At 57.0% G+C, this 15,328-nt stretch carries 13 protein-coding genes; 6 read left to right on the top strand and 7 right to left on the bottom strand.

Translation table 11 applies throughout. The features are described 5' to 3' along the window. Positions 1-84: 84 nt before the first annotated feature. Positions 85-2,028, top strand: a complete 1,944-nt coding sequence (locus tag ABEH87_RS06085) for a sigma-54-dependent Fis family transcriptional regulator (protein WP_346574875.1) — start codon at positions 85-87, stop codon at positions 2,026-2,028. A 144-nt stretch (positions 2,029-2,172) separates the two neighbouring features. Here the strand turns inward: ABEH87_RS06085 and ABEH87_RS06080 are convergent, their stop codons facing one another. Next, positions 2,173-3,075, bottom strand: a complete 903-nt coding sequence (locus ABEH87_RS06080) for a LysR family transcriptional regulator (protein ID WP_346574873.1) — start codon at positions 3,073-3,075, stop codon at positions 2,173-2,175. A gap of 127 nt (positions 3,076-3,202) precedes the next feature. On the opposite strand from ABEH87_RS06080, the gene ABEH87_RS06075 reads away from it, so the two are divergent. Beyond that, positions 3,203-3,466 carry a DUF2798 domain-containing protein gene (locus ABEH87_RS06075; RefSeq protein ID WP_346574871.1) on the top strand — a complete coding sequence of 88 codons (264 nt, stop codon included), beginning with the start codon at positions 3,203-3,205 and terminating at the stop codon, positions 3,464-3,466. 262 nt (positions 3,467-3,728) lie between these two features. Here the strand turns inward: ABEH87_RS06075 and ABEH87_RS06070 are convergent, their stop codons facing one another. From ABEH87_RS06070 to ABEH87_RS06060, 3 genes are all read right to left on the bottom strand, one after another. Further along, on the bottom strand, positions 3,729-4,784 hold the full coding sequence (locus ABEH87_RS06070; protein WP_346574869.1) for a 2,3-butanediol dehydrogenase: 1,056 nt from the start codon (positions 4,782-4,784) through the stop codon (positions 3,729-3,731). 218 nt (positions 4,785-5,002) lie between these two features. Then, positions 5,003-6,460 (bottom strand): AMP nucleosidase, encoded by a 1,458-nt coding sequence (locus ABEH87_RS06065; RefSeq protein WP_346574867.1) that lies wholly within the window; start codon positions 6,458-6,460, stop codon positions 5,003-5,005. A gap of 90 nt (positions 6,461-6,550) precedes the next feature. Further along, positions 6,551-7,741, bottom strand: a complete 1,191-nt coding sequence (locus tag ABEH87_RS06060) for a LacI family DNA-binding transcriptional regulator (protein ID WP_346574865.1) — start codon at positions 7,739-7,741, stop codon at positions 6,551-6,553. 306 nt (positions 7,742-8,047) lie between these two features. Here ABEH87_RS06060 and ABEH87_RS06055 point away from each other — a divergent pair, with 306 nt between their 5' ends. Genes ABEH87_RS06055 through ABEH87_RS06045 form a run of 3 tightly spaced genes read left to right on the top strand, consistent with a single transcriptional unit; the run spans position 8,048 to position 10,076 of the window. Beyond that, the gene (locus ABEH87_RS06055; protein ID WP_346574863.1) at positions 8,048-8,491 is read left to right on the top strand and encodes a PTS sugar transporter subunit IIA; all 444 of its coding nucleotides are present in this window, start codon (positions 8,048-8,050) and stop codon (positions 8,489-8,491) included. 24 nt (positions 8,492-8,515) lie between these two features. Then, the gene (locus ABEH87_RS06050; RefSeq protein WP_346574861.1) at positions 8,516-8,803 is read left to right on the top strand and encodes a PTS sugar transporter subunit IIB; all 288 of its coding nucleotides are present in this window, start codon (positions 8,516-8,518) and stop codon (positions 8,801-8,803) included. 13 nt (positions 8,804-8,816) lie between these two features. Then, positions 8,817-10,076 carry a PTS ascorbate transporter subunit IIC gene (locus ABEH87_RS06045; protein ID WP_346574859.1) on the top strand — a complete coding sequence of 420 codons (1,260 nt, stop codon included), beginning with the start codon at positions 8,817-8,819 and terminating at the stop codon, positions 10,074-10,076. Between the two features lie 92 nt (positions 10,077-10,168). On the opposite strand, the gene ABEH87_RS06040 is transcribed toward ABEH87_RS06045, so the two are convergent. Continuing rightward, a complete protein-coding gene (locus ABEH87_RS06040) occupies positions 10,169-10,768 on the bottom strand; it encodes a hypothetical protein (RefSeq protein WP_346574858.1) in 600 nt (199 codons plus the stop codon). Between the two features lie 17 nt (positions 10,769-10,785). Further along, a complete protein-coding gene (locus ABEH87_RS06035; RefSeq protein ID WP_346574856.1) occupies positions 10,786-11,082 on the bottom strand; it encodes a hypothetical protein in 297 nt (98 codons plus the stop codon). Positions 11,083-11,388: 306 nt separating this feature from the next. Here ABEH87_RS06035 and ABEH87_RS06030 point away from each other — a divergent pair, with 306 nt between their 5' ends. Continuing rightward, a complete protein-coding gene (locus ABEH87_RS06030) occupies positions 11,389-13,752 on the top strand; it encodes a membrane-bound PQQ-dependent dehydrogenase, glucose/quinate/shikimate family (protein WP_346574854.1) in 2,364 nt (787 codons plus the stop codon). Positions 13,753-13,802: 50 nt separating this feature from the next. On the opposite strand, the gene pyk is transcribed toward ABEH87_RS06030, so the two are convergent. Then, complete coding sequence (gene pyk, locus ABEH87_RS06025) at positions 13,803-15,245, bottom strand: pyruvate kinase (RefSeq protein WP_346574852.1); 1,443 nt, start codon at positions 15,243-15,245, stop codon at positions 13,803-13,805. Between the last annotated feature and the right edge of the window lie 83 nt (positions 15,246-15,328).

Genomic DNA, 15,328 nt, shown 5'->3' with positions numbered 1-15,328 from the left:
ATAACAATATTCAGCAACCTGTTGTCAATAAGCGTATTCTGTTGCCGCCGTAAGTGCCTTGTCATATCCACAGGAGAGTGAGTTGTGAATCAGAGCCAGCGCGAACATATTGCTACCGTAATGGCCAGTCTCGATCCCCGCGCACAAGGGTGGCCTGCACACCACCGTGACCCGACTATTCGTGAATCCTGGCTGCGCTGCGTCGAGTTTCACGGCCTCGATCCCAGCCACATGCAGAAAGTGAATATCCTGCCCTGGAACGAACTGTGCGCACACCGTGACAGCCTGGAAGCGTTTCGCCGCATCGCCCAGCACGGGATTGGCGAGCTGTACCGGCAGATTGCCCCGGCGGGCTATGTGGTGCTGCTGACCGATGCCGACGGGGTCACGGTAGACTACCTGGGGGATAGCGGATCTGAAATCAGCCTGCGCCGCGCCGGGCTGGTTCCCGGTGCGCAGTGGTCAGAAGACCGGGCGGGTACCTGTGCGGTCGGCACTGCGCTTTCGACCGGTAAAGCGCTGACGGTACACCAGGCCGACCACTTCGATGCCACCCACATTCCGCTGACCTGCAGCGCCGTGCCGCTGTTTGATTCTCAGGGGCAGATGAAGGCCATCCTTGATATCTCCGCGCTGACCTCGCCGCAGCCGAAATCCAGCCAGCAGCTGGCGTTACAAATCGCCAGACTCTACGCGCAGCAGATTGAAAACGCCTGGTTTGAGCACTGCCACCGCACCGACTGGGTGCTGAAGCTCAGCCCGTCGTCGTCGTTCGTCGACGTCAGCCCGGATTTTCTGATTGCCTTTGACGCCAGCGGGCGCGTGGCCGGGCACAACCATCGCGCTCAGCGCATGCTGGAACAGGAGCTGGCCATACCTGCACCGTCGCCGCACAGCCGCAGTACGCTGCTGGGTATGTCGATCGAACGGCTGTTTAACACCTCAATTGACAGCCTGCCGGACTGGCTGGCCAGCGCCAGTGGCCGTCAGGGTACGCTGGAGCGGGTTAACAGCGGTGAACGGCTCTACGTGACGGCGGTACAGCCGCTGCGGCGGCCACCGCGCCGGGCGCTGACGACGGCGCTGAACCTGCCTGCACCGCTGGCGGCACTGAGCGGCGGCGACCCGGGATTACAGCAGCAGTTACAGCGTGCTGCCCGCCTGCTGAGTGCGCCGCTGCACCTGGTGGTTCACGGCGAAACCGGCTGCGGCAAAGAGTATTTTGCCCGCGCCTTCCATCAGGCCAGCGACCGCCGGGCGCAGCCGTTTATCGCGGTTAACTGCGCCGCAATTGCGCCAACGCTGATTGAAAGCGAGCTGTTTGGTCACCTGCCGGGCAGTTTCTCCGGCGCGGGCAGCAAGGCAAAGCGCGGACTGATCGTTGAGGCCGACGGCGGCACGCTGTTCCTTGATGAGATCGGCGATATGCCGCTGGAGATGCAGACGCGTCTGCTGCGCGTGCTGGCCGAACAGGAAGTGCTGCCGGTGGGCGCTTCGCGCCCGGTGTCGGTCAATATCCGTGTGATCTCCGCCTCGCACCATGCGCTTGATCAGCTGGTGGAGCAGGGGCGCTTTCGTGCCGACCTGTTCTGGCGCTTGCAGGGGGCGCGTATTACGCTGCCGCCGCTGCGCGCGCGCAGCGATCTCGACTGGCTGATCGCCAGACTGCTGGCGGGTAAAGCTGAACTCTCCGCCACGGCACGTCAGCGCCTGCATCAGCACCGCTGGCCCGGTAATCTGCGCGAGCTGAACAACGCGCTGCAGTACGCTGCCGCCGTCTGTGACGGCGAGCGCATTGAGGTTCAGGATCTGCCAGAGACTCTGACCGGCGGGCATGCCGCAGCAGGGCTGATGCAGCCCGCACCGCTGGCACGATCGGACCTGCCGCCGGAGGCGCAGCTGCTGATGGCGTCCCTGCGCGCCGCGCGCTGGAATCACAGCGCGGTGGCCCGCCAGCTGGGCATCAGCCGTATGACGCTGTACCGGCGGATGCAGCGTTATGGCATAACATCGCCTGTAAATACTTGATTCGCACTAACCGGGTAGCTATTGCTCAACGGACGTTACCCGGACATTCAGGCACACTTTTTTTGAAAATATCCTTCACCGGGACTTTCGTCATCATCATCCCTGGCGTGGTGAAAAAAGGCTCTCAGATTTCCTCTGGTACAATTAAATCTTATCTTCTAAAAACGCAATAAAGGCCCTTACCTTTGAATTAAGGGCCGAACGTTCGTTGACACAGGCATAAATATTCATCGGCGAAGCGTGTGCGAAGTCTCCGTCGCTGTTGTCCGGGCAGAATAACGGCGTGAGTTGGCCCTTAGCGATCAACGGCCGGGCAATAAAACTTGCCAGGCGGGCAATACCCCCTCCGTTTACGGCTATTTTTGCGATGATATCAATATCATCGCTGATAAATTCAGGATTGAGCTTCGCGTTAACAGGTTGCCCGTCAACGATGAAATCCCAGGGAAGAAAACGGCCATCTGTCGGATAGCGGAAAACGAGGCAGGCATGCTGGCTAAGTTCTTCGGGTTTCCGTGGCGTGCCCGCGCGCTCAAGATAAGCCGGGGCCGCGCAGAATATAAACGGTAACGATGCTATTTTTCTGGCAATCAGCTGATCGTTCAGCTGTGCCTCAATGCGGATACTGACGTCGACGCCTTCCAGCCGGTGATCGACATTGCGGTCGGTACTAATCAGTTCGATATCAATATCGGGATAAGACGCTTTGAATGCCGGCATCAGCGGAGCGAGAACGTAGCGGCCAAATGCCGCAGTTGTCGCGATGCAAAGGGGACCCTGCGGTCTGGTTTCCAGCGCAGCAGCCTGCGAGGCGAGTTCGATATCATGAGGAATATGCCGTACTTTCTCGAAATAACGTTTACCGCTTTCCGTTAATGTCATGCTGCGGGTGGTGCGCGACAGCAGACGCACGCCCAGATGTGTCTCAAGCCGGGAAAGGCTCTGGCTGACCGCCGCCGGACTCAACCCTTTAGTCCGTGCCGCCGCTGCAATACTGCCGTTCTCCACCACGCGGATAAAATTGCCGATCAGCCCCAACACGTCCATCTCTTCCCCACGCTTAATTCGTTACTTTTATTTAATAATGATTAAAGCATAGCTGCTCTACCGCCCGGCTGGCTAGCTTGTTAGTTTAGTCGCTGTTTTGCCACCCGTAGACTAACTGGATCACCTGATGACTGATACTACCGCTAAAAATACTGCACGTCTCCGCCTGCCGAAGCATACTTCGCCCTACATCTTTGCGCTATATATGGCGACCATTATGGCGTTTCTGATGAGTCTGGTCATCACGCTGAACGAATCGGGAATGGGGCCGCATTACATGGAAAATGTGATGAATGCTTACCGGGTTGCCATGCCGGCGGCGTTTGTTTGCATACTCGCTGTACGTCCGGTTGTTATCCGGCTGGTCGGACTGACGGTTCACGGTCACTGAGCCGCCGCAATGAAAAGGGGAGAGGGTCAAACAGATCCCTGAGGTTTCCTCACAAAAAGCGATGAGAAGGTTATCGCGGGAACATCCGTAGGGGGCGACCTTCTTCTCCGGTCGACCCGACCGAAACAGAAGGTCGGGTCCTGGAGCCGCATACTATGCCGTGGCGGTTTAAAACCACATCGGGCGCGATGATCGCGGAGATGAGGCCCGCCGCCGCACGTTTAGCGATGGACAATTTGTCGGGATTGCCCCGATCGGCGTGTTATTGCGGTGGGCGCACCAGGATTTTCACCTGGTTTTTTTCTTTCACCAGCGCGTCGAAACCTTCGGTGACCAGGTCATCCAGCTCAATGCGTTTGGTTACCAGCTTATCGGCCTGGAAATAGCCCTGGGTCATCAGCTCCATCACCGCCGGGAAAATATGGCGGTAGGCGATAATCCCTTTTACATTCCGTTCGGCCAGCACGACTTTGTTCGGGTGGAATGACGCTTCCCCTTCCCAGATGGAGACGATAATGGTTTCGCCCTCGTAGCGGGTGGCGTCGATGCACTGTTTCAGCACCACCGGTACGCCGGTCACTTCGAACGACACGTCAACGCCGCCTTTGCTCAGTTCACGGATGGTCGCCACCGCATCCTGCTTGCCGGGGTCAATCACGACGTTAGCACCCAGTTCAAGGGCTTTTGCGCCACGCTGCGGCGACAGCTCGACCACGTAAATTTCAGAGGCACCCGCCGCGCGCAGCGCTTCAATCACCAGCAGGCCAATCGGGCCCGCGCCGAATACCGCCGCTTTATCCCCGGCTTTTAGCTTGCTCATACGCACGGCGTGCAGGGCCACGGCGGCCGGTTCAACCAGTGCGCCCTGCTCGTATGAAAGGCCGTCCGGCATGCGGTGTACCATATGTTCATCGACCATGGTGAAGGAGGAGAAACCGCCGCCGCCGCCGGACAGGCCATGGAAGCCGAGGTCACCACACAGGTTGTACTTACCTTCACGACAGGCTTCACATTCCCGGCAGGCGAGGATCGGCTCGACAACCACGCGGTCACCTGCTTTGAATTTACTGACGCCAGCGCCCACGGCCACCACGTCGCCGGAAAACTCGTGGCCCATGACGATCGGGGCAATATCGTGGCTGATTTTGTGCGGTTTTCCGACCGGTACGAAGATCGGCCCGGCGAGATATTCATGCAGATCGCTGCCGCAGATCCCGGTCCACGCCACTTTGATTTTGACTTTACCGGCGGAAACCTGCGGCTCTTCGATATCGTCGATGCGGATATCATGGGCTTTGTACCAACGTGCTGCTTTCATCTTATTTTCCCTTAAGAGTGGTCAATAACCTGTTCAGTGCCACCGATCGTGACCGGTGCAGGAACTCAGCTCACGTGTTGCGAAAAACATGCCAGAATTAGAAAATGAAATTATAATTATGATTTATATATGTTTTTTTATTTTTTACGGGCGGAGATGGCGAGGGGGGAGATCGTACAATGTGACACCTGTAACAGGAACAGGTGTCACAGATGGGGTTAGCGGAACGGCGGCTCGTTGAAGGTGCGCAGCTTGCGCGAGTGCAGGCGGTCACCCTCGGCGCGCAGCAGATCGATAGCGCGAATACCAATCTGCAGATGCTCAGAAATCGCTCCTTCATAGAAACGATTGGCCTGGCCCGGCAGTTTGATCTCGCCGTGCAGCGGTTTATCGGACACGCACAGCAGAGTGCCGTAAGGCACGCGGAAGCGGTAACCCTGGGCGGCAATGGTGGCGCTTTCCATATCGACCGCGACGGCGCGGCTGAGGTTAAAGCGCAGCGCGGAGGCCGAATAGCGCAGCTCCCAGTTGCGGTCGTCGGTGGTCACTACGGTGCCGGTGCGCAGACGCTCTTTTACCGCTTCGCCCGGCATGCCGCTGACCTGCTTGGTGGCGTCATACAGGGCGCGTTGCACTTCGGCAATGCTCGGAATAGGGATATCCGGCGGCAGCACGGCGTCCAGCACATGGTCGTCGCGCAGATAGGCGTGCGCCAGCACGTAGTCGCCAATCGTCTGACTTTCACGCAGTCCGCCGCAGTGGCCAATCATCAGCCAGGCGTGCGGGCGCAGTACGGCCAGATGGTCACAGATGGTTTTGGCATTCGACGGGCCAACGCCAATATTCACCAGTGTAATCCCCTGGCCATCTTTGGCGATCAGATGCCAGGCGGGCATCTGGTGTTTTTTCCACGCCAGGTCAGAGATAGTCTGTTCCGGGTGTGGCGTGTCGTGGGTGAGGGTGGTGCCGCCGGCGCAGGAAAGGGCCAGATACGGCGACGTGGGGTCGGCGATCTGCGCACAGGCCCAGGTGACGAACTCGTCAACATAGCGCGTGTAGTTGGTAAACAGCACGTAGGGCTGGAAATCTTCTACCGGCGTACCGGTATAGTGACGCAGGCGCGCCAGCGAGAAGTCAGTGCGCAGTGCATCGAAGTGCGACAGCGGGAAGGTTTCCCCCGGTGGCAGCAGCCCGTCGGCGTTTTCATCACCAATCTGCGACAGCTCGGTGGTCGGGAAATGCTGGGCAATGCCCGCGCTCATACTGCGATCCAACGCCAGACCGGAGCCGTCAATCACATAAGGGAAGGGGATCTCCTGCCGGGACGGCAGCACGTCGATCTGCACCTGATATTCACTCGTCAGCATCGACAGCTGTTCGCTGAGGTAGTGACGCAGCAGCGCCGGACGGGTAATGGTGGTGCTGTAGCTTCCGGCGCGGGTAAAGCGGCCAAAGGCACGGGTCAGGCGCTGCGAAGGCGCAACGCCGTCCCAGCTGACGCGCAGCTCAGGGTAGACAAACAGTCCGGCTGCGCGCTGCGTCGGGTCGGGCAGGCTGCCGTCTGCAATAAAGGCGGTAATGGCATCGCGCAGGGCATCAACTGCCGCGTTGTAATGGTTTTCCAGGCTGTCCAGCGCTTCAGCGACGGTCAGGGATCGCGCTACGGGGTACGTCATGGTATCTCCTTGAATCGTTTGCACGTTTGCCTCACAGACTAACTGAAGACAATGTGAAAAGGATAGACCCATTTGACGTAATGCTGGCCTTCAGCAGCTGGCACCGGCCTCCAGATTGAATCTGACCTGCTCTTCCTGCGGCAGCGGGGCATTATCCAGCATCGCCATCAGCTGCTGGCCCACCTGCTGGCCCAGCTTCTCATAGTTCAGCCGCATGGAGGTGAGCGCCGGAAAGGTGTGATCGCAGTTCTCTGACCCGTCAAGGCACGCCACCGCCAGGTCGTAAGGCACTTTCAGCAGGCGGCGCTGGCACTCGGACAGCACGCCAAAGGCGATCTCTTCATGACTGCAAATAATCGCATCCAGATCCGGCTGGCTTTGCAACAGCTGCCCCAGCGCAAAGCGGCCAAACTGTAAGCTCGGCGCATCCGGGACGGTGATCATCAGGTCGGCGTTTTGATAGTGCATCAGCATGGATTTATGCCAGCCGTTGAGCTGCTGCTTGTGCAGGCGGTTGTCCGTGTGGGCACCGATAAAACCAATGCGACGATAGCCTTTATCCAGCAGGTGCGCGGTCAGCCTTTCCGACGCATCGTTGATAGCAATATCCAGCGTGATATCAGCCGAAAAACGCTCCGCGCCGCAGACATTCACCGTCACCAGCTCGGCCGATTCAATCAGATCGCAGGTCTTTTTCGACAGCTGTGCGCCAAACAGAACCAGCGCAGAAGGGCGGTTTTGCAGCAGTTTTTCCACCAGCCGGGTTTCACTGTACTGATGATATTCATGGCAGGCCATAATCAGCTGAAACGGTTGTTTACTCAGGGTCTGCTGGAGTGCCTGGACAAAACGGCTGCTGGCGCGATCGTGCTGGAAAGGGTAGAGCACCGCCACGGTATGCAGCTGGGAAGAGGCCAGCGTTCCGGCAGCCTGATTAGGCACATAGCCAAGGGAGGCGACCGCCTGCTGGATCTTTTTCAGCGACGCGTCTGATACCTGACTCGGGTCGCGCAGCGCACGGGATACGGTCATCGGGCCGACGCCGGCATGGCGGGCGACATCCTGTAACGTCACGCGCGACCCGTTTTGCACGGTCAGTTCGCTGGCTTCCGGGCTGGCTTCATAGCCCAGCGCACGGGCGGCCTGTTCCACTTTGCTACGCACTTTGTCCGAGACTAATTCCGGCGTGCGCATCACGCGCGACACCGTCATCGCCCCCACTCCGACGTAATCGGCCACATCCTGCAACGTCACCCGACCACTACTGCGACGCTTGCGCATCCTGACTTCTCCTTCACAACAATCTGGTTAAGCGGGGGACCAGAAAGAAGGTCCACCGCTGCGCCGGCTGAATTACCGCACTACCGGGACCGATCATTTTCGGTTCGGCCCGCCGATCCCTGTTAATCGTATCTTCGCAGTGTGCCGATACCAACGTCCGGCAACAACTTATTCTCCGGCTGATGATAAGCTGGTCACATTTAATGATAGTTATAACAGTTAGCGTTATCTTTTTAGATATTGGTCACATTATTCCATTCAGGGTCGCACTACTCTGCTCAGGCGATTAGAGAGAGGTGACACTTAATGCTTAAAGAATTACTGACAGCCGACGTTGTTCAGATTATCCCTGCCTGCGCTGACTGGCGTGAGGCTGTCTCACTTTCCTGCCAGCCGCTGCGCGATAACGGCACCATTGAAGCCCGCTATGTCGAGGCCATTTACCGCTCGCATGAGGCGATTGGCCCATATTACGTGGTTGGCCCCGGTATCGCCATGCCTCATGCACGTCCGGAAGACGGGGCGAACAAAATGGGCGTCAGCCTGACCGTGATCCGCGATGGTGTTAACTTCGATTCTGAGGGAAATGACCCGGTGCATCTGCTGATTGTGCTGGCCGCGACCGACAGTAACAGCCATATCGGCATTATTACGGCGCTCGCCCATCTGTTCGATACCCCTGAAGATACGGCGTCGCTGATCGCGGCAACAGAGGTAGAACAGATTTTATCCATTGTTTCACGTTATTAATTTCAACCAGAGGAAGTCAAAATAATGAAAATCACCGTGGTCTGTGGCAATGGTTTAGGTACCAGCCTGATGATGGAAATGAGCATCAAAACAATCGTTAAAGAGCTGGGTGTGAACGCGGAGGTCGATCATGTCGACCTCGGTTCAGCAAAAGGCACCGCCAGCGATATCTTCGTCGGCACCTCCGATATCGCCGAGCAGCTGGTGGCGCAGCAGGTGGGCGGTAAGATTGTCTCCCTGAAAAACATGGTCGACAAAGTGGCAATGAAAGAGCGAATTTCAGCCGCTCTGACAGAGCTCGGCGCGTTATAACAGGGAGCCAAAAATGGAATTTTTCCGTTTTTTAATGAGTGATGTGTTATCAGAGCCGTCGATTCTGGTCGGCCTGATCGCCCTGATAGGCCTGGTCGCGCAGAAGAAACCGGCGACAGAGGTGATCAAGGGTACGGTAAAAACCGTGATGGGTTTCCTGATCCTCGGTGCCGGTGCGGGCCTGATTGTCTCCTCGCTGGGTGACTTTGCGGCTATTTTCCATCATGCCTTCGGTATTCCGGGCGTGGTGCCGAACAATGAAGCTATTGTTGCCGTCGCGCAGAAAAGCTTCGGCACCGAAATGGCGATGATTATGTTCTTCGCCATGGTGATTAACATTGCGATTGCCCGTTTCACGCCGTGGAAATATATTTTCCTGACCGGACATCACACGCTGTTTATGTCGATGATGGTGGCGGTGATCCTGGCAACGGCGGGGATGAAGGGTGTCCCTCTGATTGCCGTCGGTTCGCTGGTGGTGGGGGTGTCGATGGTCTTCTTCCCGGCGATTGTTCATCCTTACATGAAGAAAGTCACCGGCTCTGACGACGTTGCATTTGGTCACTTCTCGGCGATTTCTCAGCTGCTTTCTGCCTGGATTGGCAGCAAGTTCGGCAATAAAGAGAAATCCACCGAAGATATGGAAGTGCCGAAAAGCCTGCTGTTCCTGCGTGATACGCCGGTGGCGATTGCCTTTACCATGTTCTTTATCTTTATCTTCACCTGTCTGGTGGCGGGGCCGTCAACGGTGAAAGAGATGAATGCCGGTGGTAAAAACTGGTTTATGTTCTCGCTGATGCAGTCGATCACCTTTGCGGCCGGTGTGTACATCGTCCTGCAGGGGGTGCGTATGGTGATTGCGGAGATCGTCCCGGCTTTCAAAGGCATCTCTGACAAGCTGGTACCGAATGCTAAACCCGCGCTCGACTGCCCGGTGGTGTTCCCGTATGCCCCTAATGCGGTGCTGGTTGGCTTCCTCAGCAGCTTCGTTGCCGGTGTGCTCGGCATGTTCCTGCTGTATGCGTTGAACATGACGGTGATTATTCCAGGCGTGGTGCCACACTTCTTCGTCGGTGCTGCCGCCGGCGTGTTTGGTAATGCGACCGGTGGCCGCCGTGGTGCGATTCTTGGCGCGTTTACTAACGGCCTGCTGATCACCTTCATTCCGGTGTTCCTGCTGCCGGTGCTGGGCAGCATTGGTCTGGCAAATACCACCTTCAGTGACTCTGACTTCGGTGCCGTCGGCATCCTGTTAGGACTGATTGTGCGTTAATTCCCACCGCTGTCTGCAAGGCCGGTCGTCTGACGATCGGCCTTTTTTATTTCCGTTGCCGCGCATTCACTGTGCACCGCACCACGGACACGTCAGGATAGCGCCGCAGCCATATTTTTTAACTCCGGCAGGCCGCTGAGGTTCTGGCCCAGCACCAGGTCCTGATGAATCAGCAGGATCACCGCTTTCACCACATCTGACGTTTTTGTCATTCCCTGCTGCTGCATCAGCTGGTTGATTGCGGCCATCTGTCGCTCAGAGATTTTCATCGACAGGCGGCGCGAGGCCCTGGCATGTGCAATATCGCTGTTCAGCAGCGACTTCAGTTCCGCCTGCGGGTAGCGTCCGGTGGACAGCGCATGCAGATACCAGAGGATCAGCGTCTTGCTGAAACTGTCGCTGAGTGCGTCATCAATTTTCTGCGTCGCCACATAAAGAATATCCAGGTAGTGCGCGGGAACTCTGACTTCGAGTGAGGCACTGCACTGTTCGAAGGCCTCTTTGATTCGTGCGCCGGACTGTGCCGGGATGGCGGCGACGTCGCCGCAGCGGTCGCAGACGGCGGCGAGAATCCCCTTCACCGTGCCGCGCTTATCGCTGAATTCAACATCACGTATCCGGTAGGTAGCAGTGGTTTGACCACAGTTGTGGCACAGCAGCGTCCTTTTCTCGCCTTCTTTTACTATTCTCATCCTTCACCTCGTCCTTGTTACAGATGTACGCTGATAAAAATCATATCAGGTTCCATAAAATAGAATTTTACGTACCACCAGCCTCCGCATTTCCAGCTGCGGCAGATATGGACATCCACCTCAGGGGCCCGATGATGCGGGCTGCAGTGATAACCGGAGCCGCTGGTTTTTCCGATCAGTTCCGCCACCCAGAATTTATCAACCACCCCGGTGGCAAAAAGATTCTTTACGTCCAGGTCGCGTCTGACCTCATGGTCGTAAGCCTCATTGTTGAGGCAGCGTATTGCTTGCTTTTTCACATCCATGAATTTCATATCACCTCCCTAACCTGTACTTTTTTTTTCGTACTTTCAAGTGTTAAATAAAAACCACCGGCCAGGATTCTACGAGCAGGCAGGGAGAAAAGGGGGGCGTTACTGGTAAACAAGGGAGGAAAAGTTCCACTTTCAGAGCGGACTCGCAGGATAATCGCGCAGCGTGAAAGGATGGAATAACAATAGTTACCGATAACAATTAAAATAAATTTGTTTTTATATCGGATTTTTTTAGTTAAATTAGTGTAAGTAACCTGTAATTATTTGTCAGTTAATAATTACGCGCATTAACACTAAGGGATACCAATGCTTAACAAGATAACCAGTATTGTCATTGCGATCGTCGGGATCGCGCTGCTTTACATGGGTGCAAAACTTATGATGATCGGCGGAACGCCGTTCTATGTGCTGATGGGCGTGGGCCTGTTGGTGACTGCCATCATGCTGTTTATGAATAAAAAAATAGCCCTGACCCTCTACGCTTTGCTGATGTGGGCGGTGCTGGCATGGATGATTTACGAAGTCGGTTTCGACAAATGGCAGTGGATCCCGCGCGGTGACATTATTGGCGTTATCGGGCTGTGGCTGGCGCTTCCCTGGGTGGTTCGCCCGCTGTACAAAAAAGAAGGGCGTCGTTTTCATCCGTTCCTGGGTACCACGGTTATCCTGATCGTGGCGCTGGTGGTGGGGATGATGTTTTACGATCCGCTGCCGCAGGAAGGCACCATCACCACGCAGCGCCAGAGTAGCGAAAGCGAAGTGGCGGGTAATGACTGGACGGCCTACGGCGGCACCAGTAACGGCCTGCGTTTCTCCAGTCTGAAGCAGATCACTAAAGATAACGTCAGCTCACTGGACGTGGCCTGGACCTATCATACCGGTGACGTGCGTGATGCGGACAAAGATGCGACCGAATACACCTTTGAAGCCACGCCGCTGAAGGTGAACAACACAATCTATTTGTGTACTCCCCACAATGAAATCCACGCCCTGAATCCGGAAACGGGCGCGCTGAAGTGGAAATACCAGCCAGCGAAAGAAGCCTCTTACCTGCAACAGCATCAGACCTGCCGTGGCGTCAGCTACTACGACGGCAGCAGCGCGCAGGCGGAAACGACCGCAGCCCAGCCGGCGGTATGCCGCAAGCGTATCTACAACGCCAGCAACGACGCAAAATTGATCGCACTGGATGCGGATACCGGCAAGCTGTGTGCTGATTTCGGCAACAACGGTGTAGTCGACCTGCATGCCAATATGGGCACGGTGCGCCCCCATGCGCTGATGCAGACGGCGGCACCGCTGGTGGCCGGTAACCTGGTGATTGTCGGTGGTTCCGTGATGGACAACGGCTTTAACAAGGGCAACCCGTCCGGCGTGATCCGCGCTTATGATGCGCTGTCAGGCCGCCTGGTGTGGAACTTTGATCCAGCCAACCCGGAAAACACCCAGCCCATCGCCGCTGACCAGAGCTATCCACAGGATACGCCGGTAGCGTGGGGAACGCTGAGCGCCGACCTGAAAAATGGCCTGGTGTACGTGCCGTTCGGCAACGCCTCGCCGGATGAAGTGGGCATCGAACGTGATGCACACAGCAACACCGAAAAATTCCGCGACACGCTGGTGGCGCTGGATCTGCAAACCGGCCGCTTTAAATGGCGTTTCCAGTCATCGAAACATGACCTGTGGGACCGTGACAATCCGTCGCAGCCTTCGCTGCTGGATATCGACTATCAGGGCAAGAAACAGCCGGTAGTGATCCTGCCGACGAAAACCGGCAACCTGTTTGTGCTTAACCGTCTGACCGGCCAGGCCGTTTATCCGGTAAGCCAGGCGAACGTATCGACTCAGGGCATCAGCGGTGAGAAATACTCCCCGACGCAGCCGGTATCGGCGCTGAACTTTATTCCGGCACCGCTGAGCGAAAAAGCGATGTGGGGCCTGACGCCGTTTGACCAGATGGCCTGCCGCATTGACTTTAAGTCACTGCGCTATGACGGTAACCCGTGGACGCCAGCGACCGAAGCCGGGTCGATCATCTTCCCGGGCAATATCGGGGTGTTTAACTGGGGTTCTGTGGCGGTCGATCCTGAGCGTCAGATCCTGATCGCCTCGCCGGTTCGTCTGGCGTACAAATACAACCTGATCAAGCGTACGCCAGCGAATGCTGACCAGCGTCTGTTTACCAAAGACGGTACGCCGTACTGGAACGAGAACTTCGACGGCGATTATGCCATTCATATTCAGCAGCTCTCCTCCAGCCTGGGGATCCCGTGCGTTGCGCCACCGTGGGGCCGTATGGTGGGTGTCGATCTGAAAACCGGTAAAACCGAATGGCTGCGCCGCGTGGGGACCACCAAAAACCTCAACACCAGCTTCCTGCCGGGCCGCTTCCCGATTGGTTTCCCGATGGGGATGGTGGCACACGGTGGGCCGCTGACCACGGCGGGTAATGTGGTATTCCACGGGGCAACGGCAGATAACTTCTTCCGCGCCTACGATGTCAGCACCGGGAAGCTGCTGTGGCAGACCGAGCTGCCAGCGGGTGGCCAGGCCACACCGGCCACTTATATGGGCAGTGATAATAAGCAGTACGTGGTGATTGCGGCGGGCGGGCACGGTTCGCTCGGCACCAAAGCGGGTGATTCCGTGGTTGCGTACCGTCTGAAATAAGCGTTGTTTTAAACGGGCCGACCATTTTTCCGGTCGGCCCTTATCCTGCATTAATTCACGATACAAATCCGGCAGGTATTCGCGCTGCCAACCTGCCCGACGCTGTCGCCCTGTGACAGCACCACCACATCCCCGGAATTTAAGTAACCCGCTTCACGCAACACGGCGATGGCATCCTGTGCCGACTGCACGCCCTCGGCGTGGCCGTTAAACAGCACCGGCGTGACGCCGCGGTAAAGCGTGGTCAGGTTCAGCGTGGACTGATGGCGGGAAAGGGCGAAGATCGGCAGGCGTGAGGTAATGCGCGACATCATACGGGCGGTGCGCCCGGACTCCGTCATGGCAATCACCGCTTTGACACCGCTCAGGTGGTTAGCCGCATACATCGCTGACATCGCCGTCATCTCTTCGATATTGCTGAACTCAACGTCCAGCCGGTGTCTGGATACCGTCACGCTCGGCACCCGCTCAGCGCCCAGACAGACGTTGTGCATCGCCGTGACGACTTCAGCAGGGAAACTTCCGGCAGCGGTTTCCGCCGACAGCATCACCGCATCGGTGCCGTCCAGCACGGCGTTGGCCACATCCATGACTTCCGCACGGGTCGGCATCGGGTTGGTGATCATCGATTCCATCATCTGGGTCGCCGTGATCACCACGCGGTTAAGCTGGCGTGAACGTGCAATCAGGCGTTTTTGCACCGCGACCAGGGCGGCATCCCCAATCTCTACGCCAAGATCGCCACGCGCCACCATAATCACGTCGGAGGCGAGGATCATATCGTCCATGCTCTCCTCGGTCGCCACCACTTCGGCACGTTCCACTTTGGCCACGATCAGCGCCTTACAGCCTGCTTCCCGCGCCAGGCGACGGGTATAGCGCAGGTCTTCACCGCTGCGCGGGAACGATACGGCGAGATAATCAACGTTCATTCTGGCGGCCGTGAGAATATCGGCTTTGTCTTTTTCCGTCAGCGCCTCGGCAGACAGACCGCCGCCCAGTTTATTCACGCCTTTATTATTGGATAATACGCCGCCGACGGTGATTTCAGTATTAATCACCGTGCCTGCCACGCTCACCACGCGCAGCTGAATCCGGCCATCATCCAGCAGCAAAATATCGCCGGGCACCACGTCATCCGGCAGTTTTTTATAGTCGATGCCGACGCGCTGATTATCGCCCTGACCTTTTTCCAGCAGGGCATCAAGAATAAATCGGTCGCCGACCGTCAGCAGGGCTTTTCCCTCTTTAAACGTCGAGATGCGAATTTTTGGCCCCTGCAGATCGCCGAGGATCGCCACCTGGCGACCGAGGCGGCTGGCAACATCACGCACCTGCCGGGCGCGGGCAATGTGATCCTCTGCCGTGCCGTGGGAGAAATTGAGTCGGACCACGTTAGCCCCGGCCTTAATGATTTTTTCTAAGTTATTATCGCGGTCAGTGGCCGGACCCAGAGTGGCAACAATTTTAGTGCGTCTTAACACTTCAGACATGATGACGTCCTTATTAACATTCACGTTGAAAAAGAAGCGGAGTGCAGCGATTGTTTTATTTAATGGTGTGCAGTGTACAGATG

This window comes from Erwinia sp. Eh17-17, from assembly GCF_039675725.1.
Classification (GTDB): Bacteria; Pseudomonadota; Gammaproteobacteria; order Enterobacterales; family Enterobacteriaceae; genus Erwinia.
The sequence above is the reverse complement of the archived record's forward strand: the minus strand, read 5'-3'. Positions and strand labels throughout refer to the sequence as shown.

Bases quoted from the DNA above. Each gene is read 5' to 3' on its own strand.
- ABEH87_RS06080 (WP_346574873.1), bottom strand. From the start codon at position 3,075: ATGGACGTGTTGGGGCTGATCGGCAATTTTATCCGCGTGGTGGAGAAC.
- ABEH87_RS06075 (WP_346574871.1), top strand. From the start codon at position 3,203: ATGACTGATACTACCGCTAAAAATACTGCACGTCTCCGCCTGCCGAAG.
- ABEH87_RS06070 (WP_346574869.1), bottom strand. From the start codon at position 4,784: ATGAAAGCAGCACGTTGGTACAAAGCCCATGATATCCGCATCGACGAT.
- ABEH87_RS06065 (WP_346574867.1), bottom strand. From the start codon at position 6,460: ATGACGTACCCCGTAGCGCGATCCCTGACCGTCGCTGAAGCGCTGGAC.
- ABEH87_RS06060 (WP_346574865.1), bottom strand. From the start codon at position 7,741: ATGCGCAAGCGTCGCAGTAGTGGTCGGGTGACGTTGCAGGATGTGGCC.
- ABEH87_RS06055 (WP_346574863.1), top strand. From the start codon at position 8,048: ATGCTTAAAGAATTACTGACAGCCGACGTTGTTCAGATTATCCCTGCC.
- ABEH87_RS06050 (WP_346574861.1), top strand. From the start codon at position 8,516: ATGAAAATCACCGTGGTCTGTGGCAATGGTTTAGGTACCAGCCTGATG.
- ABEH87_RS06045 (WP_346574859.1), top strand. From the start codon at position 8,817: ATGGAATTTTTCCGTTTTTTAATGAGTGATGTGTTATCAGAGCCGTCG.
- ABEH87_RS06040 (WP_346574858.1), bottom strand. From the start codon at position 10,768: ATGAGAATAGTAAAAGAAGGCGAGAAAAGGACGCTGCTGTGCCACAAC.
- ABEH87_RS06035 (WP_346574856.1), bottom strand. From the start codon at position 11,082: ATGAAATTCATGGATGTGAAAAAGCAAGCAATACGCTGCCTCAACAAT.
- ABEH87_RS06030 (WP_346574854.1), top strand. From the start codon at position 11,389: ATGCTTAACAAGATAACCAGTATTGTCATTGCGATCGTCGGGATCGCG.
- pyk (WP_346574852.1), bottom strand. From the start codon at position 15,245: ATGTCTGAAGTGTTAAGACGCACTAAAATTGTTGCCACTCTGGGTCCG.